Source organism: Pseudomonas sp. YQ_6, assembly GCF_043103245.1.
Lineage (GTDB): Bacteria > Pseudomonadota > Gammaproteobacteria > Pseudomonadales > Pseudomonadaceae > Aquipseudomonas > Aquipseudomonas alloputida.
Window position 1 is genome coordinate 184,950 of sequence record NZ_JBICJR010000068.1, and the last position, 24,027, is coordinate 208,976.

The window sequence follows — 24,027 nt, forward strand, 5'->3', positions numbered from 1 at the left end:
GCCATTGAGTTCAAGACTGTGCCTGCAACCCAGCCAGGTAGTCACCAAACCCTTGTCGGGCGCGGCTGTCACGTCGACTGCTGGTGGCCACACTATGCCTGGCGGTCCAGACGATCTGGGCGCCGCTGGCCTGCAGGTCACTGACCAGTTGCACATCTTCATGCGCCGCCAGGGGCTGGAAGCCACCCACACGCTCATAAGCATCGGCACATACCCCCAGATTCGCGCCGTGCACATGCCGATGCCCTTCACACGCCTGGTAGCGGCTCTGGTACAGCTTGCGCAGCGCAGCGGTCTGCCAGGGTTGCCAGTACTCGACATGCACGGTGCCGCAAACCACCTCGGCGCTACAGGCCAACTGCGACAGCAGCCAGTGCGCAGGGACCCGGCTGTCCGCATCGGTGCACGCCAACCACGTGGCGCCCCGCTCGACCATGTGCGCCGCACCCACGCGACGTGCCATGCCGACATTACCGGCATCCACCTCCAGTATATGTACGCCGAAACGCCGTGCCACGGCGGCGCTGCCGTCACTGCAGCGGTCCAGTACCACCAGCACTTCCACGTGCATTCCGGCATGCTGCGCCTGCTGGGCAGCGATCAGCACTGCCCGCAGGCATCGCCCAAGGCGGCGGGCTTCGTTATGTGCAGGGATGACAACGGCAATCATGGGCACGTCTCGTCGAGATCGACAACGCTTGGCTGGCATGACCAGTACTCCAGCAAAAAGTCCGCCTCCTCATGGCGGAACTGCTGATGCAACGGCAAATGCCGGGTCAACATGCGGTGCACGTCGCGACCGTCCTGCGGGCAACCCGCGATAGGGTGCTTCCAGTGGCATGCCAGTAACGCGCCGTCGTAGGTAAGGCTGGCCACCGATTGTTCGATCACCTGCAGCCAGTCGGTGGGATCAAGGTAGTAACCCACCTCGCTGAGCACGATCAGGTCAAAGCGGCCGCCCGGCCAGTCCCCCGGTAACCGGGCCCGTTCGACCGAGGCATTGTGCACGTGAGCCAGGCGTTCACGGGCCAGGCCTACGGCCGTCGGGTCCAGGTCCTGGCACAGCAGTTCGGCGCAACGCTCGGCCAGCAGCGCGCTGAGCTCGCCATTTGCGCAAGCTGGCTCGAACACGCGCTGATAGCACTGGCGTGGCAGGCTGGCCATCACCAGCTCGCGTTTGCGCCTCTCGTACCAGCGGGTGCGAAAGGCCCAAGGGTCTTCATTGGTGGCGTATAGCTCGGCAAAATACTGTGGATCGAGGCTCATGACAGCTCCATTCAAAGAAACACCAGTTCGAAAGGTTGCAGAAGGCAATCCAGCAGGTGCGGCGGTAGCACCGGCGGCTGCTCGCCGTCCGGCTGCAGCTGGCTGACGTGGGCGGCCAAGGCCTTGCGCTTGCGTGCCAGACGGCTTTCATCGAGCTGCACGCGGTGCGCACGGGGCCATGGCAGGCGCGGGTCGTCAGGCTCAGCCCAGTGCCAGGCCCAGACCGGTACCTCAGCCAAGTGCACCCCACGGCTTGCCGCTGCCTGCGCAGCGGCGCGGCCGACGGCCTCGTGATCGCAATGGCCATCACTGCGCCAGGTGGTCATCAGCAGGTCATCGGGTCGCAGTAGCTGGGTGAGGTGACGGGTCAGAAACGCTTCTTCGCGCGGCAACTGGCCGTCCTTCAGATGGAGCCTGCGCCAGTCCAGGCGTTCAAGGTCCAGGTCGAGCTGTTGCAGGCCCTGTCGGCTTTCCTGGGGACGCTGGCGGCGCAAGCGATGTTCGGTCCAGTGACTGGAGCCGGGGTGGCTGCCTTCGCCGTCGGTGGCGGAGATCAGCACCAGCTCATCCTCACGCCCCTTGAAGCCTGCCAGCAGGCCGCCGGCCATGAGAATTTCGTCATCCGGGTGCGGCGCAATCAATACCAGTCGGCGCCCCGGCGGGCAAAGTTGCCGTGAGTCGAGCCAGGTCGCACGCGCCAGGTGCGCGCTTTGCTGCCAGGCTGCCCAAGGCGTGCCACCCGCGGCCTGGATCAGGTTCTGGCTCATAGTTGCCACACCCCGGCTGGCAACTGGGCCAACTGTTGGCCCAGCATCGCCAGATCGCGCTCGGCGTGGCTCTGACGCAGGAACACCGGCAGGTCGGCGCTCAGCCGGGCAAAATGACTGCTGCGACAGAACGGCGTGGCCCCCAAGGCACGCCCGACGTGGCTGATGACCTGCTCTACGGCCTGTTCTACCTGGGCGCGGGTGCGGCGAACTTCGAAACTGGCATCCACACCGGGCTGCTGATCGATCCAGGCAGCACATTCACGCAATGACGCACGGGCGCCATGCAACGCAGCATCCACAGCGCCCAGATGCGCATCGGCATGCGGGTCTGGGCGGGGTTTGCGGCAATGTTCACGCAGGTAATCCGCCAGCGCCTCGGCCGCGCCGTACCAGCAGGCGGCGATACCCGCACCGCCTTGCCAGAAGCCAGGGCGCGAGAGGTATTGACCCGGCGCGCCGATGAGCGTGCCTGGGGTATCGTTGAACGCCACCTCGACACTGGCGGTAGTGGCCATGCCAACGGCCTGCCAGTGCTCGATGTTCAGGCCCTGGCTCGGCTGTGACAGCTCGATTGCCACCAATTGCGGCTGCTCGGCCTCATCCCAGGCAGTAATCAGCGCGCGATCGATCTGCAAGGCACCGGAACACCAGGCCTTGGTGCCACTCAGGCGCACCTGGTCGCCTTCACGCGCAGTGATGTGGACCCGCGCATCGGGCGGCTCTGCCGCCCATACGCCCCAGATGCCGTCGTTGGCGTGGTGCGCTGCGCCGCATTCCGCCAGGATCGCCAAGGCATCGGTATGGCCCTCATAGAGCTTGGCCAGTGCCAGGTCACAGCCGGCCACCCGTGCCAAGGTCTGCCAGCGACGCAAGGTGTTGCCTTGCCCGGGCAACGGTAGCAGGTCGAGGTGATCAGCTTGCAGCGCCTGGATCAGTTGCGGCAATTGGGTATCGAGGTTGAGCGGTAGCTGGCGTTCGCCAAAGGCGCGTAAAAGGCGGTCAAGGGTGGTCAGGTTGAAGTCCTGAACGATGCTCATGGGCGTGGCTCCCGGGTCGTGTCCAATCGCAGGGGCATCATCATTCGAGCCCTAGCTGCTTGCGCATGCGCGCGGTGATCGACTGGCGTACCTTGCCCATGTCGGCCCAAGGGTCGTCGACCTCCGCCAGACGCTCGTGCAGGTTGGTGATGTTCCATTGGTTGGCGGCCTTGATTTGCGCCAGTTCCTCACGCCAGATAGGTACCGATACTGGCAGCCCGTCACGGGCTCGCAGTGAATAGGCGCACGCCGTGGTAGCGCCCTTGCCATTGCGCAGGTAGTCGATGAAGATGCGTCCCACGCGATTTTTCGGCCCCGACACCGCGCTCAGGCGCTCCGGAAACAGCTTGGCCAGGTAACTGACGATGGCGTGGCTGAAGTCCTTGACTTCGTCCCAGCCGGCGCGCCGGGTCAAGGGCACAACCACGTGAATACCCTTGCCACCACTGGTTTTCAGGAACACCTTCAGGCCCAGTTCGTCCAGCAGGGTGAGGGCCAGTTGGGTCGCCTCCACCATCGCCTTCCAAGGCAGCGCAGGATCAGGGTCCAGGTCGAGGACAAAACGGTCCGGTTTGTCGAAATCCTTGTCCGTGGCGTTCCAGGTGTGCAGTTCCAGCGTATTCATCTGCACCGCGCCCAGCAGCGTGTCCGGGCGATTGATGACCATCGCCGCCTGGCCTGCCTCGGCCTTTTCATAACTGAGTACGTTGGGTATGTGCAGCTGGCCCGCGTTTTTCTGGAAGAACAGCTCGCCACCCAGGCCGTCCGGGGCGCGCACCAATGCCACCGGGCGGTGCTTGAGCTGGGGCAGGATCCACTGGCTGATGCCAGCGTAATACTCGGCGACTTCGCGCTTGGTCACACCCGTGGTGGGATCGATGACCCGGTCGGGGTGGGTCAGCCGCAGTTCACCCAGGTTCTCAGACGCCTTGGCCTGCTTGTGGCGGTTGGATACAGTTTTTGCGGGCATGGCGCGCTCCAGGTCAATGGCGGTTGCCGCCTTGTCATCGCGCAGGCCGTGGAACACCGAATGCCGCACGATGCCGTCACGGGTCATCTGGGCAAAGGCGACTTCAGCCAACAACTGCGGCCGCAGCCAGTGCACACCACGCGCTTCGGCTCCGGCAGGTGGCGAGGGCAGGGCAGGGCTGGCGATTTCCAAGGGCTTGAGCCGCGCGTGGATGCTGGTCAGTGTCGTGGTGTTGAAGCCGGTACCAACCTTGCCGGCATAGCGCAGCTCGCCACTCTCATTGTCGTGCAGGGCCAGCAGCAGGGCACCGAAGCCGCTGCGGCTGCCCTTGGGGTCGGTGTAGCCGACGATCACGAATTCCTGGCGTTGCTTGCACTTGAGCTTGATCCAGTCTGGGCTACGGCGGCCGCTGTAAACACTGTCAGCACGCTTGCCAATCAGGCCTTCCAGCTTCAGCCGGCAGGCACTGTCGAGTAGCGATTCGACAGGTTCGTCGAAGTCGGCGGAATACTTGATGACGTCGCAATGGTTGTGCTCAAGCAGTTGGCGCAACGTATCGCGGCGTTGCTGCAGCGGTAGCTGTCGCAGGTCCTGACCGCCCAGAAATGGCAGGTCGAACAGGTAATAGGTGATGCGTTCGTCGTGCTCGGTATCGAAGGCATTCTGCAACGCCTGGAAGTCAGCCATGCCATTCTCATCAGCCACCACCATTTCGCCATCGAGCCAGGCCGTGTCGATACCGAGCGCGCGCAGGGCGGCAACCTGCCGGGGCATCTTGCTGCTCCAGTCATGGCCGTTGCGGGTGAACAGGCGGATGTCCTGGCCCTCGATGCGGGCCAGAATGCGGTAGCCATCGAACTTGACTTCGTAGCGCCAATCGCCGCTGGGTGGAGAATCCACCAACGTTGCCAGCTGTGGCTGTAGCTGTGCTGGCAAGGGTGCAGCCTGAACTTTATCGGCGCGTTTACGGCTGCTGCGCGGGGCAGTGGCTTTTTTTGCAGCGGATTTGCGTGGCACCAGCGTGCGCTCGCTGAGCACGCTGTCTGGCAGGGCCTCGACAATGCTGTACTCGGTTTCGCTGCGCGCCTGGGCGTCGTGCGACTTGACCAACATCCATTGTTCTTTCTTGCCAGCCAGGTGTGTGCGAAACAGGTTCCACACGCCGGCTAGCTTCTCGCCTTGCAGGCGGAAACGCAGCTTGCCTTTGGCGTAGGCTTCATGGGCATCGCCTTCAGGCTCCCAGATACCGCGGTCCCAGACGATCACATCGCCTGCACCATAGTGGCCTTCAGGGATATGCCCCTCGAAATCGGCGTAGTCCAACGGATGGTCCTCCACATGCACTGCCAGGCGGCGCACCTTGGGGTCCAGCGATGGGCCTTTGGGGATCGCCCAGCTTTTCAGGGTGCCGTCGAGCTCGAGGCGGAAGTCGTAGTGCAGGTGACTGGCGTCGTGTTTCTGGATGCAGAACTGCAGCGCATGAGCCCGCTTGCCACGTTTGCGTTTGCCGCTGGGCTCGGGTGTCGCGTTGAAGTCGCGCTTGCGCGCATATTCCTGCAAGGGCTTGGCCATGGCGGGCTCCGGGCAAATCACCGTCTCTAAGGTGGGAGGTGCCGGCCGAGGCGGTAGTTCAAAAAACTCTGAATCTTCCGTGAGCTGGCGTAGTCGACCGAATGAAGCCACCTGATGGAGAACGCACATGACCCGACCCGACGCACCTAAGCCATACACCCCCACCGAAATCGATGACACTGAAGACCGCATGGGCAGCGTGCATGAACTGGATTTCGATGAACGCCTGGACGAACGCGAAGGGCGTGTGGGCGACGAGCGACCCGCCGCCGAGGTCGCCCGTGAGTTCCCTCCCCAGCGCGTGGCACAAAGTGGCATGACCGGCGGCGAAACGCTGAGTGACAGCCTGCATGAGGACAATGTCACCTATGACGATTTGAGCCCGGACACCCTGCTGGACGAAACCGGCGCCCGCGACCCCCACGAGCCGGGCGGCAGTGGCGGCCCGGCAGACCAGCGTTTGCGCCAGGTGGATGCCGATGAGATCGGTGGCGGCATTGGCCTGGACGAGGCCGAACTGGCCCGATCCGCGCCGCTGGATGGGGTGCCCTGGACCGATGAAGTGATTGACGACGAGGAGAGCAAGCCATGAACGATCAACGCTGCGCGTGTACGCACTGTTCCTGCACTGTGGATGCCAATGCCTTGCAGCGCGATGGCAAGGCCTATTGCTGCGAGGCCTGCGCCAGCGGCCACCGCAAGGGTGAGCCATGCCGGATGCAGGACTGCCATTGTGGTGAAAAGCCGGGCGAGAGCGCGGTGGACAATGCGCTGGATGAAACCTTTCCAGCGAGTGATCCGATCTCGCCCTGAAGCAGATAGGCGGGCTGCCCTTGCAGGCGATCGCCCCGCCCTTTGACCTTATTCTGGGAGCGGGCTTGCGCTGGCTCCCAGCCTTTTGCCCTAGTGGGTCTGCCAGACCCCGTTATTTCGCTCACAGTCGCTACGGGCCTGGCCGAGGCTCGGGGTGTCGTAATAGTAAGTGATCACCCGCGCATCCTTGGGCAACGCTGGCTTCTTGCCACCGATTGCCTTGGGATTGGCCAATGCCTCTGTGGTCAGGGGAGCGATGCAGCTGCCGACACTCCCATCGGCACACCGCGCTACCTTGCTCTTTTCGCTATTGAGCATGTCCTTGCTTTCGTTGCTGCATGACCAGTTGATCACTTCGGCGGGCATGTTGCTGTAGCTGTAACAGGTGTGCCGCTCTACCGGCGTCACGGCGTCGCTGGAGGAGCGAGTCAGCACATTGCAAGCTTCGGCCCAGGCCTGGCCGCTGGCCAGGCTGGCAACCATCATCATCAAGGCAGGAACACGCATTTTCCACCTCCAGGGCACAAGGCCCTCGTCAGGTCTGAGCAGGCTTGTCGCGCCGGCGCATGGCTTTGGCGCGCTTTTCCAGGATCAGGTAGGTCACCACTGCCAACAGCAGCGGAATCAGGTAGTACAACGTGCGGTAGCCGAGCAGGGCAGCCACCAGCGTGCCCTGGGCCATCTGCCCGTGCAGCAGGGCCAGAAACACCGCTTCCAGCACGCCCAGCCCCGCAGGGATATGCGCCACCACACCGGCCACGCAACTGATCAGCAGGATGCCGAGAATCGATGGGTAGAACGCTTCGCCCGGCAGCAGCCAGAAGATCAGCAGCGCCATCAGTGCCCAGTTGCTGGCACCCAGCGCCACCTGGCACAGCGCCAGACGCAGCGAGGGCAGCGTCACTTCGTGGTCGCGCCAGCACCAGGTGCGCTTCTTGGCGAAACCACAGGCCAGCAGGTAGCCGCCCGCAATCGCCAGCAACAGCAGGCCGATCAGGCGCAGGCCTGTAGTGCCCACCGCCCAGTTACCGGGCATCTCCACCAGGCCCAGGGCGAATACGGTGCCGGCCAGCAGCATATAGCCCATCCAGTTGGTCAACAGCCCCAAGGTGAGGATTCGTGTAATGGTCGCGGTATCCAGGCCCAGCCGGCCATAAAGGCGGTAGCGCAAGGCAACCCCGCCTACCCAGGTAGTGAAATTGAGGTTGAAGGCGTAGCACACGAACGCGACGGGCAATACCTGCCGGGCAGGTAGCGTGTGGCCGGTGTAAGCCCGGGCCAACAGGTCGTAACTGGCAAACGCGAGGTAGCTGCTCAACGCGATCGCCAAGCCGATGGCAAGGGTGCCAGGTTTGTAGGCCAGCAAAGACTGGCGCACTTCGTTCCAGTCCAGGTTACGCGCCAGCAGGTACAACAGCACAGGGATCAGGATCAGAAACGCGAGTGTGAGCAGACGTTTGCCCCACGTTTGCCAGCTTTTGCGCGCCATCAGGAGTTGCCCTCGTGCAAGTTGCCATGAGGTTCGGCTTCCGGCTGCACCGAGCGCAAACGCTGCCGGTGCGCTGGGAACCAGCCCGCAATGCGCGGGAAGTGGCGGATCACGTGGAAGCACACGAAGATCAACGGTGCTCGCCACCAGTAGCCGCGAATCATGCGCTCCAAGGTGACCGGTTTGCATTGCTCGCTGGCCAGTGCCTGCAGATGCTGGTGCAGTTGCTGGTTGAAGGCCCGATCACGAATGAACAGGTTGGCCTCCAGGTTGAACGACAGGCTCAGGGGGTCGAGGTTGCTGGAGCCGACGGTGGCCCATTGGTCGTCCACCAGAGCCACCTTGCCGTGCAACGGCCGCTGGCAGTACTCATGGATCTTCACCCCGTCGCGCAGCAGGTAGTTGTACAGCAGGCGCGACAATGCGCGTACCCAGCGCATGTCGGGTTGGCCCTGCAAGATCAACTGAACCTCCACGCCACGCCGGGCCGCATTGCGCAGCTCGCGCATCAATCGGTAGCCTGGGAAGAAGTAGGCGTTGGCGACGACAATGCGTTGCCTGGCTTTACGAAAAGCCTGAAGGTAGTGCGCCTCTATATCAGTGCTGCGCATGCCGTTGTCGCGCTCGATCAATACAGCACTGCTGCTTCCGGCGGGCTCGATAACCGGGCGTACCGCACTGGGTGGCTGCAGAACGGGAGACATCAGGCGCTTACTGGCTGCATGTACCTGCGCCACTACCGGCCCAGTGACCTCCACGGCATAGTCCTGCTTGGCCATGGCACCAAAGTCGCCTAAATGGTCGGCGCTGTAGTTGATACCGCCGATGAAGGCCCGTTCACCATCAACCACCACGATCTTGCGGTGCAAACGGCGAAACAGGTTGGTGCGCATGCCCAACAAGCGCGGTTGCGGATCGAACGCATGAAAGCTTACACCCGCGTCGGTCATCGCTGAAATGAACTCAGCCGGCAGCTCGGCTGTGCCGTAGCCATCCGCGGCCACTTCCACGCGTACACCGCGCCGGGCCGCCTCGATCAACACCTGCTGCAATTGCTTGCCCACTTTGTCGTCGAAGATGATAAAGGTTTCCAGCAATATTTCTTCCCGCGCCTGGGCCATGGCCTCGAATACGCGGGGGTAGTACTGCTCGCCATTGATCAGCAACTGCACGCCGTTGCCGTCTACCCAAGGTCGGTTCACAGATTGATCTCCGCAGCCAGTGGTACGTGGTCGGACAGATGCGACCACGGGTATTTGGACAGCACCTGGGCAGCGCCCGGCACCGCGTTTCGCAAGTAGATGCGGTCCAGGCGCAACAACGGCAGGCGCGCGGGAAAACTGCGCGCCGGAGTGCCGAAGACTTCTGTCAGGTGTTCGCTGAGCACCGCGTCCGCCTTCAGCCGCCAGTCGTTGAAATCGCCGGCGATGATGACCGGCGCGTTGGGTGGCAGGCTGGCCAGCAGGTCCAGCATCAGCTTCACCTGGCGCTGCCGGTGTGCTTCGCGCAGGCCCAGGTGTACGCATACCGCATGCACCTGGTCATGGCCCGGCACCTCCAGCTGGCAATGCAGCAGGCCACGCTGTTCATTGCCCTGCACCGACACATCCAGGTTGTTGAAGCGGCTGATGGGGAATTTCGACAACAGCGCGTTACCGTGGTCGCCATGGGGATACACCGCATTGCGGCCATAGGCGAACTGCGGCCACATGCTGTCGGCCAGAAACTCGTACTGCGGTGTCTCGGGCCAGGCAGGGTGGCGCAAGGCGTGCTGCTGGTGACTGCCGTGCACCTCTTGCAAAAACACCAGGTCGGCGCCGGTGGCGCGAACAGCCTCGCGCAACTCGGGCAAGATGAAGCGACGGTTGAAGAAGGTGAAGCCTTTGTGCACGTTCAGCGTCAACACATTGAGCCGGCGTACAGCGGTCACCTTGTCGATGATGCAGCGTGGGGCGGGCAGGGTCCTGTTCACAAGGCCACCTCCGGCACCACGCCTGGCTCGGTCATCAGCTCATGGTCCAACGACAGCTTTTGCAGCAAGCGCCTGGCATCGTATGGCGCGTGTACCTTCTGGTCGTTGTCGAAATAGCAGTACACATCCCGTGCGGCACGCCGAGGCGGCGGCCCCGGCACGACCAGGCGGGCATCGTCCGCCTGGTTACCTTCGCTCCATAGCTGGATACGCTGCTTCCAACGCCGCAGCGCGCGTGCGGTATATCCACTGCTGTACAGCTCCACATCCCCATGCAGGCGCATGTAGACGAAGTCGGCGGTCACATCTTCGACACAAGGCCATTTGCCCGCGCTGTCGGCGACTACCAGCGCCACGCGATGCTTGCGTAAGAGCTTGATGAAGGCTTCGCAGAGAAAACTCTCGTGGCGGATTTCCACAGCGTGACGCAAGCGTGCATTACCCTTGATGGCGAGGCTGCCATTGCCCTTGAGGCGTTCGGCGCAGCCTTGGGCGCGTCCACGGGCGGCTTTGCGGCTGTGTGGCAGCAACTCGAAAAACCGGGCAAAACGGTCTTCATCGAACTTCATGTTGGGTGGGAACTGCCACAGGAACGGTCCGAGCTTTTCGCCCAACAGCAGCGGCCCGGAGGCGAAAAAATTGGCCATTGGCTCTTCGATTTCCTTCAGCCGCCGGACATGGGTGATATAGCGCGGCCCCTTGACCGCGAACACGAAGCCGTCCGGCGTTTCTTCACGCCAGCCCAGATAGCGCTCGGGCGTTTGCAGGCTGTAGAACGAGCCATTGATCTCGATGCTGTTCACCGCCCGTGAAGCGAATGCCAGTTCATCGTCCTGCTTCAGGCCTTTGGGGTAGAAGTCCTTGCGCCAGGGGCCATAGCGCCACCCGGAGATACCGATGCGAATATCGCTCACGCTGCCGTCCTCACTGCCGGTTCCTTGTTCGGTCGCTCTGAAGGTGCGACCGGCAAAGGCCGGCGAGGGTTCACAACGCTTGACCAACGGAAATGCTGACGCTGAGTTGAACTTTGCGGCAGCCGGCGTCTCCACCGCATACCCGTTTCATGGAAGGGTGCCAGGATGACATTGGAGCGTTTCTCCCGTTGCCAGATGGCCGGGTTGGGCGACGATGTGCAAAAGCACAAGCAATGACCTGCCATCCGCGGAGGCAAGCATGGCCAGACATATCATCCACTTCACCGGACCGATCAATTCGTCTACCTGCGGCAACCTGATCACGACCTGCTCACGGGCATTGCAGCAGGGTGCCGAGCTTCTGCAACTGAACATCGCCACCATGGGCGGCGAGTGCAGCTATGGGTTTACCCTGTACAATTTTCTGCGTGCGTTACCCGTGGAGGTGCATACCCACAACCTGGGTACGGTGGAATCCATGGGCAATATCCTCTTCCTTGCCGGAGAGCGACGCACGGCTTGCAGTTTCAGCAAGTTTCTTTTCCACCCGTTTCATTGGACCTTGCATGGTTCTGTGGACCATTCGCGTATGTCCGAGTATGCGATGAGCCTGGATTACGACCTGCGCCTGTATGCGCAGATCGTGGCCGAGCGCACGAAAGGCGCGGCCGAGGTCCTGGATGTACCGCGCTATCTAATGGCCTATCCAAGGATACTGGCGCCGCGGGAGGCGCTGGAAAACGGAATGATCCATGCAATCGACGAGATGCCGATCGCGTCAGACGCAACGCAGTGGAGTGTGCACGCCTAGCTTACCGAACGGACGCCGCCGTGCCCGCGTCACAAGCCAGCAAGGAGCGGATCAGGGCCTTGATCTCGTCCTTCATCACAGCCACCTGATCCAGGTGGGCAAAGCGGCAGTCGACAATTTCGTGCCGGGCCTTGGGCTGCGGTGCTTCGGCAAACTCCGCTGCAAACACGTAATGCACACGCTCTGGCGTTTCGTGGCGCATCAACAACACCAGCGATTCAGCCTGTAGCCCAGTCTCTTCCAACAACTCCCGCTGCGCGGCCTGCATCGGCGTCTCGCTGGGCTCGATCTTGCCGCCTGGAAGGGTCCACGGCGCCTTGGGCTTTCTCACCCACAACCACTTGTGGCGCTGCTTGCCATGCCGGCAAATGATGGTGGCGCGATGCTTGACTGGTTTCATTCCGGCTCCTGGGCGATTCCTTTATTGCATGAAGTTTCGGCCCTGGCTGGCAATAAACGTTGCGTTGAAGCTGACGAACGGTCACATCCGTCACGCAAACAGCCTGGCTGCATGTTTTTAGTGCCACCGGTCAGCTGATTGTAAAACCATTGAGCACAGCGACAGATCGGGGGCTCGGAAGCTAGGCATGGCATCGATTCATGCGATCAGCCAATCCATCGCAAGGAGAAACGACATGGCGCAGGACCAAGAGCGAACCCGCCAGCGCGGCGGCACCAAGGAAACCAACCCAGGTAACTTTGCCAATGACCGCGAGAGGGCATCGCGCGCTGGCCACAAGGGTGGCCAGGCATCTGGCGGCAACTTTGCCAACGACCGCCAACGGGCATCGGAAGCCGGACGCAAGGGGGGGCGCAACAGCCACGGCGCAGACCGCAGCCAGTGAGTGGGGGCTTGCGCTGAACGACAGCTCCCCATAGGTGCCCAGCAGCGATTTCGGGGTAGCCGCCCCGGAATCGCGCCATGACATTTTGTTAGACAAAATTTTGAATCTTCTGGCCACCGCCCGATCAATCAAAATGTCATCCATGGAGAAGAGGAGGCCCCCTGCGATGCCTAGCCCACAGCTGTACATAATCGATTACAAACTGCATGACCAGCCGCGCAGTTTCATCATTCGCCTGGAACGCCTGGACAATGCCGAGGCCTGGCATTGGGCAAGTTGTGATGCGGGCATCGGCATCATTCCCAAGTTCGGTCGCGAGAAAATCAGGAAGGTCAGTCGGCCGATGGCCGAGCGTTACGGCATTACCGCCGTGAGCTGGCGGATTTCGGGGAGCAAGCCCAACCAGTCGGTGGGCGATCCGGCGGCGATGGTTTAATAGCTCGCCTGCAACCGGTAAAAGAAACTGCAGGAACGGACGTGCCCGCTCCTGCAGGATACGCTGATACTCACCGTGTCAGGCGCCAGACTCAGGGTCGCTGGCCGGGACGCCGGGCCGGTTTTCCTCATCATCAGCCACATTGGGGTCGGTATCCGGGTCGTCTGCCCGATCATTGCGTCGATCCGGCTCCAGCTCCGGCCAGTCATCTTCAACATTGCCGCCACCCATTCGCAGTAGGGAATCCATTGTGCAGTCCTCGTTGATGGTCCTCATGAATTGAGAGCTACAGGTGCACGCCCGAGGTTCACTGAGCATTGGCAGTCGCTGACCAACGGTTTAGATGCCTGCATTCTTCACTTCAGCCACGTACGTGTATTGATCCCAGGTGCCTGAACCGCTACCGGCCTCTTCGCGGGTGAACCCGCTCCTACAAGGGCGCTGTGCCGGTCAGAGGCGGCTTGCCCGAGAAGAGGCCGTAGCTTCAACACATCATGCTGGCTTTTTCAGCACCAAGGTCAGGATGTCATAGCTGGCCACTAGCTCACCCAGCTGATTGGTCACCTCCACATCCCACGCCACCACCCCCTGCGGCTGCCCCAGCGGGCTGGTCTTGCCCTGGTCGATCTTGCGCTTGCAGGTCAGCCGCGCCTGGATGGTATCGCCAATGCCCACCGGGTTGATGAAGCGCAGGGTGTCCAGCCCATAGTTGGCCAGCACCGGTCCGGCACCGGGCGACACGAACAGCCCGGCCGCTGCCGACAGTACGAAGTAACCGTGGGCAATGCGTTTACCGAACTGCGACGCCTTGGCGGCGATTTCGTCGAAGTGCATGTAGAAATGGTCGCCTGACAGGCAGCCGAAATTGACCAGGTCAGCTTCTGTCACGGTGCGGCGATGGGTGAGCAGCGACTCGCCGATACGCAGCTGCTCGAAGTAGCGACGGAACGGGTGCACTTCGGTTTCGATCACTTCGCCGCCGCGCACGTACTCGCCGGTGACCGCCGTGAGCATGCTCGGCGAGCCTTGTACTGCAGCGCGCTGCAGGTAGTGCTTGACCGCACGCAGGCCACCCAGCTCTTCACCACCACCGGCGCGGCCCGGGCCACCGTGCTTGAGCTGCGGCAGCGGCGAGCCGTGCCCAGTGGACTCCTTGGCAGCCTGGCTATCGAGCACCAGCAGTCGGCCATGCCAGGCAGCAGCCACCGGGATAGCCTTGGTGGCCACGCTGCGGTCGGCGGTGACCAGGGTCGCCACCAGGCTGCCTTTGCCACGGGCAGCCAGTGCCAAGGCTTCGTCGAGGTCGTCATAGGCCATCAGCGTACTGACCGGGCCGAACGCTTCGATATCGTGGGCACCGCCCTCGGCATGTGGGTCGCGGGCCTGCAACAAGGTTGGCGCAAAGAACGCGCCTTCAGCCACGCCTTCGCCACGCGGGGCAAAGCCATCGCTGGCGCCGAATAGCTGATCACAAGTCTGCAGCAGGCTGCGCACCCGCTCGCCGACATCGCGCTGCTGGTCATGGGAGGCCAGGGCACCCATGCGCACACCTTCCAGCGACGGGTCGCCAACCACGACCTTGCTCAAGCGCTCGCGCAGGCGGGTGGCGACGGCATCCAGGTGCTTGGCCGGGACGATCGCACGGCGGATGGCGGTGCACTTCTGCCCGGCTTTAGTGGTCATTTCACGCACCACTTCCTTGATGTACAGGTCAAACTCTTCGCTGTCCGGACTCACGTCCGGGCCGAGGATGGCGCAGTTGAGCGAGTCGGCCTCGGCGGTGAACGGCACCGAGTTGCGAATCAGGTTGGGCGTCACACGCAGTTTCGCGGCAGTGTCGGCGGAGCCGGTGAAGGTCACCACGTCCTGCCCCTGCAGGCGGTCGAGCAGGTCGCCGGTGCTGCCGATAACAAGCTGAAGGCTGCCTTCGGGCAGCAGGCCGGAGGCATTCATCAGGCGTACCACGGCCTCGGTCAAATAGCTGGTCGAGGTCGCCGGTTTGACGATGCAGGGCATACCGGCCAAGAACGTTGGGGCAAACTTTTCCAGCATGCCCCAGATAGGGAAGTTGAACGCGTTGATATGCACCGCAACGCCTGCCCGTGGCACCAGGATGTGGCTACCGGCGAAATGGCCTTGCTTGCCCAACGGTATGGCTGGGCCTTCGTGCACCAGGTTACCCGACGGCAGCTCGCGGCTGCCGATGCCGGCATAGGAGAACAGCGTGGCGTTGCCGCCTTCGATGTCGATCCAGCTGTCAGCCCGGGTGGCGCCGCTGTGGTGCGACAGGGCGTAGAGCTGCTCTTTGTGCTCGGCCAGGTACAGGGCCAGGGCTTTGAGGCGTTGGGCACGCTGTTGGAAATCCATGCCCATCAGCGAGGCAAGACCGCGTGCACGCGCGTAGTCCACAGCTTCGGCGAAGTCCGGGCGCTCTTCATGGCTGTAGGCCAGTACGTGGCCGTCAAGGGCGCTGCGCAAGGCCTGGGCGCCGTGCTGGCCGAGCCAACGGCCGGCGATGAAACTTTGCAGAGTAGGGGCGGCAGACATGCTGTTCTCCATGCTGTTCAAAAAGTGGGGGGCGCTGTTACCACAGCGCCAGGGTGTAGCCGATGATCAGGCGGTTTTCGTCCACGGCGTTGGTCAGGCCGTTGCCGGAGCGGAAGGTGACATTGCGCCAGCGCAGGCTGACGTCCTTGAACGGGCCACTCTGGATGACATACGTGATGTCGGTGTCGCGCTCGCGCTCACGGCCATTGGTCACGGTGGCAGTTTCCGCGTGGCGACCGTCGGTGTAGCGGGTCATGAAACTCAGACCGGGGATGCCCATGGCAACGAAGTCGTAGTCGTAGCGCACTTGCCAAGAGTCCAGCCCGGCGCGGGTGAAGGTGTTGTAGGTGACCAGGTTGACGGTGAACGGGTCGCCGCCGTTGACGAACGGGAAGGCGCTGTCACCGGACATCTGCTGCCAGGTGGCGGTGAACTTGTGCGCCCGCACGCCCAGGGTGAACATGGCGTTGAAGTTACGGTTGTCGATGTTGCCGGCACGCTCGGCACCGTCGTTGCGGCTGTCGAAGTAGCGCAGGTCACTGCGCAGGCTCACACCTTCTGCCAGTGGGCGGGTGTCGATCAGACCGACGAACTGCTGACGGTAGATGTCCTGGAGCTTGGCGTAGTAATAGCTGACCGTGGTTTGTGGGGTGATGGCGTAGCTGCCACCACCAAAGTCCAGGTGGTCACTGCTGGCAGCGCCATAGCCGATGTCGTCGCGGCCAGAAGAGTCACGCAGGTTGGCCTTGGTCAGGCGTCCGGCATTGAAGGTGAGGCCATCGAGGTCCTGACTGGTGAGCAGGCCACCCTGGAAGGTGGACGCCAGCAGGCGGGTGTCGTTATACACCACCACCGGCAGGATCGGCTGCAAGGTGCCCAGCCGCAAGGTGCTCTTGGACACGCGTACCTTGCCGGTCAGGCCTAGCTCGCTGTAGTCGTCGACCGGTTCGTGGCTATTCGGGCCAAAAGGCAGCAGGCCGGTGTTGCGACGGTCGCGGCTGGAGTCGAGCTTGATGCCCAACTGGCCCATCGCGTCCACGCCAAAGCCGACCGGGCCCTCGGTGAAGCCCGATTCCAGCTTGGCGGTAAAGCCCTGGCCCCATTCCTCGGCCTTGGCCTGCGGGGCGTTGCTCTGCCGAAAATCACGGTTGATGTAGTGATTGCGCAGCTCCAGGCGTGCATGGCTGTCGCCGATGAAGTCGGCCAGCGCGGGCATGGGCAGGGCGAGGGTGGCCAGCCAGGCGGCTGACATGAAGTGTGTGCGGTTCATTGTTGTTGTTTTACCCGACATGTCTGTTCGTCCTTGAAGTCAGTGTTTGCTGGCGCCAGCCGCGCCGATACCGGTCATGGAGCGGATGAACTGGCCCAGGTAGCGACCGCGCTCTTCAACGGCACGTTCGGAGCTGTCGGTCACCGAGAACACCCAGGCACTGAGGAAGGCCAGGCTCATGGAGAACAGCGCAGGGTTGCTGTAGGGGAACAGCGCCGTTTCGTTGTGCAGTACGTTGACCCATACCGCCGGGCCCAGCACCACCAACAGCACCGCCGAGACCAGCCCGGCCATGCTGCCGCACACCGCGCCGCGGGTGGTCAGGCCTTTCCAAAACATGGAAAGGAGCAGCACGGGGAAGTTGACCGAAGCGGCCACCGCCAGCACCAGGCCGGAGAGGAAGGCGATGTTCTGCGACTCGAACATCAGGCCCAGGATCACCGCCAGCAGGCCGATGACCAGCGTGGCAATGCGCGACACACGCATTTCCTCTTGCTCGGTAGCCTTGCCTTTGCGCATCACGCAGGCATACAGGTCGTGGGACACGGCCGATGCGCCGGACAGCGCCAGGCCAGCAACCACAGCCAGAATGGTGGCGAACGCCACGGCAGAGATGAAGCCGAGGAACAGGTTGCCACCGACGGCCTGGGCCAGGTGCACGGCGACCATGTTGCCGCCACCGATGATGGCGCCAGTGGCGTCGCGGTAGGACGGCTCAGTGCCGACCATGACGATGGCGCCAAAGCCGACGACGATCAGCAGCAGGTAGAAGTAACCTATGAAACCGGTGGCGTAGAACACGCTTTTGCGTGCTTCCTTGGCATCACTGACAGTGAAGAAGCGCATCAGGATATGCGGCAGGCCAGCGGTGCCGAACATCATGCCCAAACCCAGGGAAATAGCGTCCACCGGGTTGGACAACAAGCCGCCTGGGGCCATGATCGCCTGGCCCTTGGCATGCACGGCCACGGCGCTGGCAAACATGGCCTCGGTGCTGAAGCCGAAGTGCTTGAGCACCATGAAGGCCATGAAACTGGTGCCTGAGAGCAGCATTACTGCCTTGATGATCTGCACCCAGGTGGTGGCGAGCATGCCACCGAAGGTGACATAGGCAACCATCAGCACACCGACCAGCATCACCGCGTACAGGTAGCTGATGCCGAACAGCAGCTCGATCAGCTTGCCGGCGCCGACCATTTGCGCCACCAGGTACATCAGCGCCACCACCAGGGTGCCGAAAGCCGAGGTCAAGCGCACCGGGGTTTGCGCCAGCCGGTAGCTGACCACGTCGGCGAAGGTGTACTTGCCCAGGTTGCGCAGGCGCTCGGCAATCAGGAACAGGATGATCGGCCAGCCCGCCAGGACACCGAGGGCATACAACAGACCGTCGTAGCCGTTCATGAACATCATCGCGGAAATGCCCAGGAACGAAGCGGCACTGATCATGTCGCCAGCGATCGCCAGGCCGTTCTGCATGCCGGTCAAGCCGCCGCCGGCGGTGTAGAAGTCGCTGGCCGAGCGGGTGCGCAGGGCAGCCCAGCGGGTGACCAGCAGGGTGAAGCAGACAAACACCATGAACATCGAAATGGCGGTCCAGTTCATTGTGCGCACTCCTGCTTGACCTTGTCGTTGAGCGGGTCGAGCACGTTGTTGGCGCGGTGCACGTAGATGCCGGTCAGAGCAAAGGACAGCAGCACCATCAGCACGCCCACCAGCATGCCGACCGTGGTCACGCCGCCGCTGAGGGACTGGCCGAGGGTGCTGGGCGAAAACGCAACCAGCAGGACGAAGCCGTAGTAGACCACCAGCATGGCCAGGGTCAGGCTGCCGTTAAGGCGGCGTTTGCGCCGCACCAGGTGCTGGAAGTCGGGGTGGTTGGCGATGCTTTCTATGCGTTCGGGTGTCATGGGTTGCGATCTCTGGGTGTTGTAATTGTTTTGTTGAGGTCACGCGGGGTATTGCGTTGTTGCTTAGGCCTTCTTCGCAGGTAAGGATGCTGCTCTAAGGCCCTGCGCAGGCCCTGTAGGAGCGGGTTTACCCGCGAAGCAGTCGCCTCGGTCTACAGCTGGTCGAAGTCAAGCACCACCTTGTCACTCACCGGGTAGGTCTGGCACGACAGCACATACCCGGCCGCTACTTCGTAGTCTTCGAGGGCATGGTTGCTGTCCATCTCCACTTCGCCCTCGATCACTCGGCACTTGCAGGTGGAGCACACGCCGGCCTTGCACGAGTAGGGCAGCTCGGCGCCAATGGCGTTGCCGGCGTCCAGCACGTTCTGGGTGTTGCGCGGCAGGTCGAAGCTCAGTGCCCGGCCGTCGCTGATCACGGTGATATGGCTAAGCGCCGAATCCACCTGGCGTGCCGCCTCACGGGCTTCGCGGCGGGCCTCGCTGCCGGCGGCGGCGAACAGCTCGAAGTGAATGCGTTCCTTGGCCATGCCGTTGGCCTGCAGGCTGTCACGCACGGTCTCGGTCATCGCCTGCGGGCCGCAGATGAACGCCGCGTCCAGGCCGGCAACGTCCAGCCAGCGCGAAAACAGCTGGCCGCATTTGTCGGCGTCGATGCGGCCGTTGTACAGGTCGACATCCTGCTGTTCACGGCTGAACACGAAAATCAGGTTCAAGCGGTCGAGGTAACGGTTTTTCAGGTCTTCGAGCTTGTCGCGGAACAGTGCCCCCGAACTGGAGCGGTTGCCATACAGCAAGGTGAAACGGCTGTGCGGTTCGCTGGCCAGCGTAGTGGCGATGATCGACAGTATCGGGGTGATGCCGCTGCCGGCAGCTACCCCCAGATAGTTACCCTGGCGAGCCGGGTCCAGAGGTACGAAGAAGCTACCCGATGGCGGCATCACTTCCAGCTGCTGACCGGCCTTGAGCACTTCATTGGCAAACGCCGAGAAGCGCCCGCCGGGTACGCGCTTGACGGCCACGCGCAGTTCGCGGTCCTGTACGGCGCTACAGATGGAGTAGGAGCGGCGGACTTCTTCGTTGTCCAGCTGGGTACGCATGACCAGGTACTGGCCCTGAGTGAAGCGGAACTGGTCCTGCAGGTGCTCGGGCACATCGAAGGCAATCGATACCGCATCACGGGTCTCATTGCGCACTTGCTTGATGGTCAGGCTGTGAAACTGGCTCATGGTGGTCTCCACGGCTCAAATGCATTTGAAATAGTCGAATGGCTCCAGGCACTCGCGGCAGCGGTACAGCGCCTTGCAGGCCGTGGAGCCGAACTGGCTGAGCAATTCGGTATGGGCGCTGCCGCATTGCGGGCAGCACACCTGGGGCGGTTCACCGAGCAGGCTGCGCTTGCTGGCGCTGCCTTGCGGCGGCGCAATGCCATAAGCGCGCAGGCGCTCGCGGCCCAGTTCGCTGATCCAGTCGGTGCTCCAGGCCGGGGTCAGCCGGCGCTCCAGGTCTGGCGCGGTGAAACCGGCCTGTTCCAGCGCCTGGCGGATATCCCCCTCGATCACCTCGGTGGCCGGGCAGCCAGAGTAGGTCGGGGTGACCACCAGGTGCAGGTGGCCGGCGCGCCAGTCGACGTCGCGCACGATCCCCAGGTCGACCACGCTGACCACCGGCACTTCAGGGTCCATGACCTGGCCCAATACCGCCCAGGCGCGAGCCAGGTCGTCGCCTTGCTGTGCCCGCGCGCCGCGGTCGCCGGCAATCAGTTCACCAGGTTGCATCGGGGTAGGCCCTTGGCAGGAACTGCATTTCGGCCAGCAGCAGGCCCAGATGCTCGGTGTGCACGCCTTTGCGGCCATCCAGGTAGAAGTGGCTGGCGGCCTTGGGCAGCGGCAGTTCGACCGAAGCAAACGTCGCGGTGACCTGCTTCAGCCAGGTGGCGCCGACGGTAGCTGGATCGGCGCCGATACCGCATTCGGCCAGACGGACTTCGTTGTCGCTGGCAGCAGTCAGTTCAACGGTGAAGCGCCACAGTGCCGGGATAGCGGCGAGCATGCGCTGGCGGCTGGCATCGGTACCACCGCCCAGACGTTGTACCCATTCGCTGGACCGGCGCAGGTGGTAGGTGACTTCCTTCAGGGCCTTGGCGGCAATACCGGCGATTCGCGCGTCGCTGGACTCGACCAGCCCCTGCAGCACAGCGAAGTGCCACGCGTCGTAAAGGAACTGCTTGGTCATGGTCACGGCAAAATCACCGTTGGGTTGCTCGACCAGCAGCAGGTTGCGGTAGGCGCGCTCGTCACGGCGGAACGCCAGGGCATCGGCATCTCGGCCATCGTCGAGCAGCTCGGCGGCATACTCCAGCCAGTTGCGGGCCTGGCCGACCAGATCGAGGCCGACGTTCATCAGGGCCAGCTCTTCCTCGATGGCCGGGGCGCGGCCACACCATTCGCAGAGGCGCTGGCCCTGGACCAGGGCGCTGTCGCCGAGCAACAGCAGGTAGGGGATTAGGGCTTCTTTATGCATGGCCCACCTCACATGTGTCCGACTTCGTCGGGCAGCTCGTAGAAGCTGGCATGGCGATAGACCTTGTCGTCCGAGGGGGCGAACAGCGGGTCTTTCTCGTCGGGGGAGGAGGCGGTGATCAGCGCCGAAGGCACCACCCACAGGCTCACACCTTCGCTACGGCGGGTGTAGAGCTCGCGGGCGTTCTCGATGGCCATGGCGGCATCGGCGGCGTGCACGCTGCCGACATGCTTGTGGTTAAGGCCGTGCTTGCTGCGCACGAACACTTCGTAGAGGGTCCAGACAGACATTTTCGATCTCCGCATCAATCGCCGCTCAGGCGGCGTTCTTGTTCTGTTGCTTGCGCGCATAGGCCACGGCGGCCTCGCGTACCCAGGCGCCATCCTCGATGGCCTTGCGCCGGGTGGCGACACGTTCCAGGTTGCACGGGCCATTGCCCTTGATCACTTCGTAGAACTCGTCCCACTGGATTTCGCCGAAGTCGTAGTGGCCGCGCTCGGCGTTCCACTTCAGCTCAGGGTCAGGCGCAGTGCAGCCAAGCAGTTCCAGCTGCGGCACGGTCTGGTCGATGAAGCGCTGGCGCAGTTCGTCGTTGGTCTGGCGCTTGATCTTCCAGGCCATCGACTGGGCGCTGTTGGGCGAGTGTTCATCGCTCGGGCCGAACATCATCAGCGCTGGCCACCAAAGGCGGTTGATGGCGTCCTGAACCATGTCGCGCTGGGCTTGAGTACCCTGGCGCATCATGGTCAGCAGCATTTCGTAGCCCTGGCGCTGGTGGAAGCTCTCTTCCTTGCAGATCCGGATCATGGCGCGGGAGTAGGGGCCGTAAGAGGTGCGCTGCAGTACCACCTGGTTGACGATGGCGGCGCCATCCACCAGCCAGCCCACAGCACCCATGTCGGCCCAGCTGAGGGTGGGGTAGTTGAAGATGCTCGAGTACTTGGCCCTGCCGCTGTGCAGTTTGGCGATTTCTTCGTCGCGGTCAGCCCCCAGGGTTTCCATGGCGCTGTACAGGTACAGGCCGTGGCCGGCTTCGTCCTGAATCTTGGCCATCAGCTGCAGTTTGCGCTTGAGGCTGGGGGCACGGGTGACCCAGTTGCCTTCGGGCAGCATGCCGACGATTTCAGAGTGGGCGTGCTGGGAGATCTGCCGGATGAGGGTCTGGCGATAGGCCTCGGGCATCCAGTTCTTGGCTTCGATCTTGATTTCGGCATCGATCTTTTCCTGGAAGTTGCGTTCCTCGGGGGACATCTCTTCCAGCGACTTGATGCGCTTGACTCCGGTTTCCACTAGCTGTGCGTACATGTGCTGCGACTCCTGCTAAGGCATGAGTCATTTGTAAGCGATACAAAAGATAACGTCAAACACATTTATGTGTATCAAGTAAGATTTGTGTATCACGTTGACAGCCAAGAGGGCTGTCGCGCAGCAGCGTTTGCCCGGCGGAACGCAGGCAAAAAAAGGCCCCGGACAATGCCGGGGCCGAAATGGCAGCCGAATGGGTCAGCTGGCCAACCGTTTGTCGAACACGTGGCAAGCCTTGCCCTCTGAGCGCTTGAGCGTGCCGCAGGGCTGCAGGTGCACCTGGGTGCTGATGCCGATGTAGGTCTTGATCTGTTTGCTCAACTCCCCGACAACCAGCTTGCGCTGACCTTCGTCAAGGTACTGGCACTCTGCGCGCAGCTCCACGTGCACCTGGACACTGTCCAGATTTCCATTGCGATACAGATGAATCTCATATAGCTCAGAAAGCTGTTTTATTTTTAGGACCTGCTCCTCGATCTGAGTCGGGAACACATTGACCCCGCGAATGATCAGCATGTCATCACTGCGGCCGGTGATCTTGCCGATCCGCCGCATCGGCCGAGCGGTGCCCGGCAGCAGCCGGGTGAGGTCGCGGGTGCGGTAGCGCACCATCGGCAATGCCTCCTTGCTGAGCGAGGTGAATACCAGCTCGCCCAGTTGGCCATCCGGCAGCACTTCACCGGTAGCAGGGTCGATGATCTCGGGATAGAAGTGGTCTTCCCAGATGGTCGGGCCGTCCTTGGTCTCTATGCACTCCATTGCCACCCCGGGCCCCATGATCTCCGAAAGGCCGTAGATATCGAGGGCATTGATGCCCAGACGCTGCTCAATTGAACGGCGCAGCTCGTCGGTCCACGGCTCGGCACCAAAAATGCCCAGGCGCAGCTTGAGGTCGTGCGGGTCGATGCCCTGGCGCTCGATTTCATCAGCCAGGTTGAGCATGTAGGACGGGGTGACCATGATGATGTCGGGCTGGAAGTCGCGAATCAGCTGCACTTGCTTTTCGGTCTGGCCACCGGACATGGGGATCACGGTGCAGCCCAGGCGTTCGGCACCGTAGTGCGCGCCGAGCCCGCCGGTGAACAGCCCGTAGCCGTAGGACACATGCACCTTGTCACCTTTGCGCCCGCCGGCCGCACGAATCGAACGGGCAACCACATTGGCCCAGGTGTCGATATCGTTCTGGGTGTAGCCGACCACGGTCGGCTTTCCGGTGGTGCCACTGGAGGCATGCAGGCGCACCACTTCTTCCTGGGGCACGGCAAACATGCCGTAGGGGTAGTTGTCGCGCAGGTCGTTCTTGCCGGTGAAGGGGAACTTCGCCAGGTCTTCCAGGCACTTGAGGTCATCAGGGTGGGTGCCGTACTCGGCAAAGCGCTGGCGGTACAACGGCACATTGTCGTAGGCGTGCTTCAGGCTCCAGCGCAGACGCTCCAGCTGGTGCTGGCGCAGGGCATCGACGCTGGCGGTTTCCATCGGGTCCAGCAGGGCACGATCGGCATCATGGTACATGTTCATGGCTTCACTCGAATTGTTCTTGTACGCCGCGCGCCAGCGGTTGCAGGCCACGCGGTGAGTGT

The 24,027-nt window shown here is 62.7% G+C and carries 25 protein-coding genes and 2 pseudogenes; 5 read left to right on the forward strand and 22 right to left on the reverse strand.

Annotated elements, in window-relative coordinates:
* Positions 1-10: 10 nt before the first annotated feature.
* Genes ACF8FG_RS23945 through ligD form a run of 5 tightly spaced genes read right to left on the reverse strand, consistent with a single transcriptional unit; the run spans position 11 to position 5,615 of the window.
* A complete protein-coding gene (locus ACF8FG_RS23945; protein ID WP_019438596.1) occupies positions 11-670 on the reverse strand; it encodes a glycosyltransferase family 2 protein in 660 nt (219 codons plus the stop codon).
* Positions 667-1,266, reverse strand: coding sequence for a bifunctional 2-polyprenyl-6-hydroxyphenol methylase/3-demethylubiquinol 3-O-methyltransferase UbiG (locus ACF8FG_RS23950; protein ID WP_014590962.1), 600 nt, complete (start codon positions 1,264-1,266; stop codon positions 667-669). The genes ACF8FG_RS23945 and ACF8FG_RS23950 overlap by 4 nt, the downstream gene beginning before the upstream one ends.
* An 11-nt stretch (positions 1,267-1,277) precedes the next feature.
* On the reverse strand, positions 1,278-2,033 hold the full coding sequence (locus tag ACF8FG_RS23955; RefSeq protein WP_070383926.1) for a PIG-L deacetylase family protein: 756 nt from the start codon (positions 2,031-2,033) through the stop codon (positions 1,278-1,280).
* Positions 2,030-3,073 carry an acyl-CoA dehydrogenase family protein gene (locus ACF8FG_RS23960; protein WP_014590960.1) on the reverse strand — a complete coding sequence of 348 codons (1,044 nt, stop codon included), beginning with the start codon at positions 3,071-3,073 and terminating at the stop codon, positions 2,030-2,032. The genes ACF8FG_RS23955 and ACF8FG_RS23960 overlap by 4 nt, the downstream gene beginning before the upstream one ends.
* A 40-nt stretch (positions 3,074-3,113) precedes the next feature.
* Positions 3,114-5,615, reverse strand: a complete 2,502-nt coding sequence (gene ligD, locus ACF8FG_RS23965) for a DNA ligase D (protein ID WP_392519268.1) — start codon at positions 5,613-5,615, stop codon at positions 3,114-3,116.
* A 127-nt stretch (positions 5,616-5,742) separates the two neighbouring features.
* Between ligD and ACF8FG_RS23970 the strand changes: the two genes are divergently transcribed.
* Both ACF8FG_RS23970 and ACF8FG_RS23975 read left to right on the forward strand, forming a co-directional pair.
* Entirely contained in the window at positions 5,743-6,207 is a 465-nt protein-coding gene (locus ACF8FG_RS23970) for a hypothetical protein (protein ID WP_019438593.1), read from the forward strand.
* Positions 6,204-6,428: a metallothionein gene (locus tag ACF8FG_RS23975; protein ID WP_004576227.1), complete on the forward strand. Its 225-nt coding sequence runs from the start codon at positions 6,204-6,206 to the stop codon at positions 6,426-6,428. The genes ACF8FG_RS23970 and ACF8FG_RS23975 overlap by 4 nt, the downstream gene beginning before the upstream one ends.
* A gap of 90 nt (positions 6,429-6,518) precedes the next feature.
* Here ACF8FG_RS23975 and ACF8FG_RS23980 read toward each other — a convergent pair whose 3' ends face one another.
* From ACF8FG_RS23980 to ACF8FG_RS24000, 5 genes are read right to left on the reverse strand one after another with little or no spacing between them, the layout of a single operon-like run.
* Positions 6,519-6,935, reverse strand: coding sequence for a hypothetical protein (locus tag ACF8FG_RS23980; protein WP_014590957.1), 417 nt, complete (start codon positions 6,933-6,935; stop codon positions 6,519-6,521).
* Positions 6,936-6,963: 28 nt separating this feature from the next.
* Positions 6,964-7,917 carry a lysylphosphatidylglycerol synthase domain-containing protein gene (locus ACF8FG_RS23985; protein ID WP_012052312.1) on the reverse strand — a complete coding sequence of 318 codons (954 nt, stop codon included), beginning with the start codon at positions 7,915-7,917 and terminating at the stop codon, positions 6,964-6,966.
* Positions 7,917-9,119 carry a cardiolipin synthase ClsB gene (gene clsB / locus ACF8FG_RS23990; RefSeq protein ID WP_014590956.1) on the reverse strand — a complete coding sequence of 401 codons (1,203 nt, stop codon included), beginning with the start codon at positions 9,117-9,119 and terminating at the stop codon, positions 7,917-7,919. Before clsB ends, ACF8FG_RS23985 begins: the two co-directional genes overlap by 1 nt.
* On the reverse strand, positions 9,116-9,889 hold the full coding sequence (locus ACF8FG_RS23995; RefSeq protein ID WP_014590955.1) for an endonuclease/exonuclease/phosphatase family protein: 774 nt from the start codon (positions 9,887-9,889) through the stop codon (positions 9,116-9,118). The genes clsB and ACF8FG_RS23995 overlap by 4 nt, the downstream gene beginning before the upstream one ends.
* Positions 9,886-10,803 (reverse strand): DUF72 domain-containing protein, encoded by a 918-nt coding sequence (locus tag ACF8FG_RS24000; protein WP_026031948.1) that lies wholly within the window; start codon positions 10,801-10,803, stop codon positions 9,886-9,888. Before ACF8FG_RS24000 ends, ACF8FG_RS23995 begins: the two co-directional genes overlap by 4 nt.
* Positions 10,804-11,062: 259 nt before the next feature.
* On the opposite strand from ACF8FG_RS24000, the gene ACF8FG_RS24005 reads away from it, so the two are divergent.
* Positions 11,063-11,614 (forward strand): ATP-dependent Clp protease proteolytic subunit, encoded by a 552-nt coding sequence (locus ACF8FG_RS24005; protein ID WP_014590953.1) that lies wholly within the window; start codon positions 11,063-11,065, stop codon positions 11,612-11,614.
* Between the two features lies 1 nt (position 11,615).
* Here the strand turns inward: ACF8FG_RS24005 and ACF8FG_RS24010 are convergent, their stop codons facing one another.
* Entirely contained in the window at positions 11,616-12,014 is a 399-nt protein-coding gene (locus tag ACF8FG_RS24010) for an NUDIX hydrolase (protein ID WP_014590952.1), read from the reverse strand.
* Between the two features lie 289 nt (positions 12,015-12,303).
* Between ACF8FG_RS24010 and ACF8FG_RS24015 the strand changes: the two are divergent.
* A pseudogene (locus tag ACF8FG_RS24015) lies at positions 12,304-12,459 on the forward strand (general stress protein); the annotation flags it as partial.
* 166 nt (positions 12,460-12,625) lie between these two features.
* The gene (locus tag ACF8FG_RS24020; RefSeq protein ID WP_004374494.1) at positions 12,626-12,895 is read left to right on the forward strand and encodes a DUF6555 family protein; all 270 of its coding nucleotides are present in this window, start codon (positions 12,626-12,628) and stop codon (positions 12,893-12,895) included.
* A 78-nt stretch (positions 12,896-12,973) separates the two neighbouring features.
* Here ACF8FG_RS24020 and ACF8FG_RS24025 read toward each other — a convergent pair whose 3' ends face one another.
* From ACF8FG_RS24025 to paaK, 11 genes and pseudogenes are all read right to left on the reverse strand, one after another.
* Complete coding sequence (locus ACF8FG_RS24025; RefSeq protein ID WP_155295797.1) at positions 12,974-13,144, reverse strand: hypothetical protein; 171 nt, start codon at positions 13,142-13,144, stop codon at positions 12,974-12,976.
* Between the two features lie 243 nt (positions 13,145-13,387).
* Positions 13,388-15,442: a phenylacetic acid degradation bifunctional protein PaaZ gene (gene paaZ, locus ACF8FG_RS24030; RefSeq protein WP_014590950.1), complete on the reverse strand. Its 2,055-nt coding sequence runs from the start codon at positions 15,440-15,442 to the stop codon at positions 13,388-13,390.
* A gap of 37 nt (positions 15,443-15,479) precedes the next feature.
* The gene (locus ACF8FG_RS24035) at positions 15,480-16,712 is read right to left on the reverse strand and encodes an OprD family porin (RefSeq protein ID WP_041166974.1); all 1,233 of its coding nucleotides are present in this window, start codon (positions 16,710-16,712) and stop codon (positions 15,480-15,482) included.
* Positions 16,713-16,751: 39 nt separating this feature from the next.
* Positions 16,752-18,320: pseudogene (locus ACF8FG_RS24040) on the reverse strand (cation acetate symporter); the annotation flags it as partial.
* Positions 18,311-18,619 (reverse strand): DUF485 domain-containing protein, encoded by a 309-nt coding sequence (locus ACF8FG_RS24045; protein WP_004374508.1) that lies wholly within the window; start codon positions 18,617-18,619, stop codon positions 18,311-18,313. The gene ACF8FG_RS24045 and the pseudogene ACF8FG_RS24040, both read right to left, overlap by 10 nt.
* A gap of 152 nt (positions 18,620-18,771) precedes the next feature.
* Positions 18,772-19,848 carry a 1,2-phenylacetyl-CoA epoxidase subunit PaaE gene (paaE, locus tag ACF8FG_RS24050; protein WP_014590947.1) on the reverse strand — a complete coding sequence of 359 codons (1,077 nt, stop codon included), beginning with the start codon at positions 19,846-19,848 and terminating at the stop codon, positions 18,772-18,774.
* Positions 19,849-19,863: 15 nt separating this feature from the next.
* Positions 19,864-20,397, reverse strand: coding sequence for a 1,2-phenylacetyl-CoA epoxidase subunit PaaD (gene paaD, locus ACF8FG_RS24055; protein ID WP_014590946.1), 534 nt, complete (start codon positions 20,395-20,397; stop codon positions 19,864-19,866).
* Complete coding sequence (paaC, locus tag ACF8FG_RS24060) at positions 20,384-21,142, reverse strand: 1,2-phenylacetyl-CoA epoxidase subunit PaaC (RefSeq protein WP_014590945.1); 759 nt, start codon at positions 21,140-21,142, stop codon at positions 20,384-20,386. Before paaC ends, paaD begins: the two co-directional genes overlap by 14 nt.
* A gap of 8 nt (positions 21,143-21,150) precedes the next feature.
* The gene (gene paaB, locus ACF8FG_RS24065) at positions 21,151-21,432 is read right to left on the reverse strand and encodes a 1,2-phenylacetyl-CoA epoxidase subunit PaaB (protein WP_004374528.1); all 282 of its coding nucleotides are present in this window, start codon (positions 21,430-21,432) and stop codon (positions 21,151-21,153) included.
* Positions 21,433-21,457: 25 nt separating this feature from the next.
* Entirely contained in the window at positions 21,458-22,447 is a 990-nt protein-coding gene (gene paaA / locus ACF8FG_RS24070; protein ID WP_070383932.1) for a 1,2-phenylacetyl-CoA epoxidase subunit PaaA, read from the reverse strand.
* Between the two features lie 198 nt (positions 22,448-22,645).
* Positions 22,646-23,965, reverse strand: coding sequence for a phenylacetate--CoA ligase PaaK (gene paaK, locus ACF8FG_RS24075; RefSeq protein WP_026031946.1), 1,320 nt, complete (start codon positions 23,963-23,965; stop codon positions 22,646-22,648).
* Between the last annotated feature and the right edge of the window lie 62 nt (positions 23,966-24,027).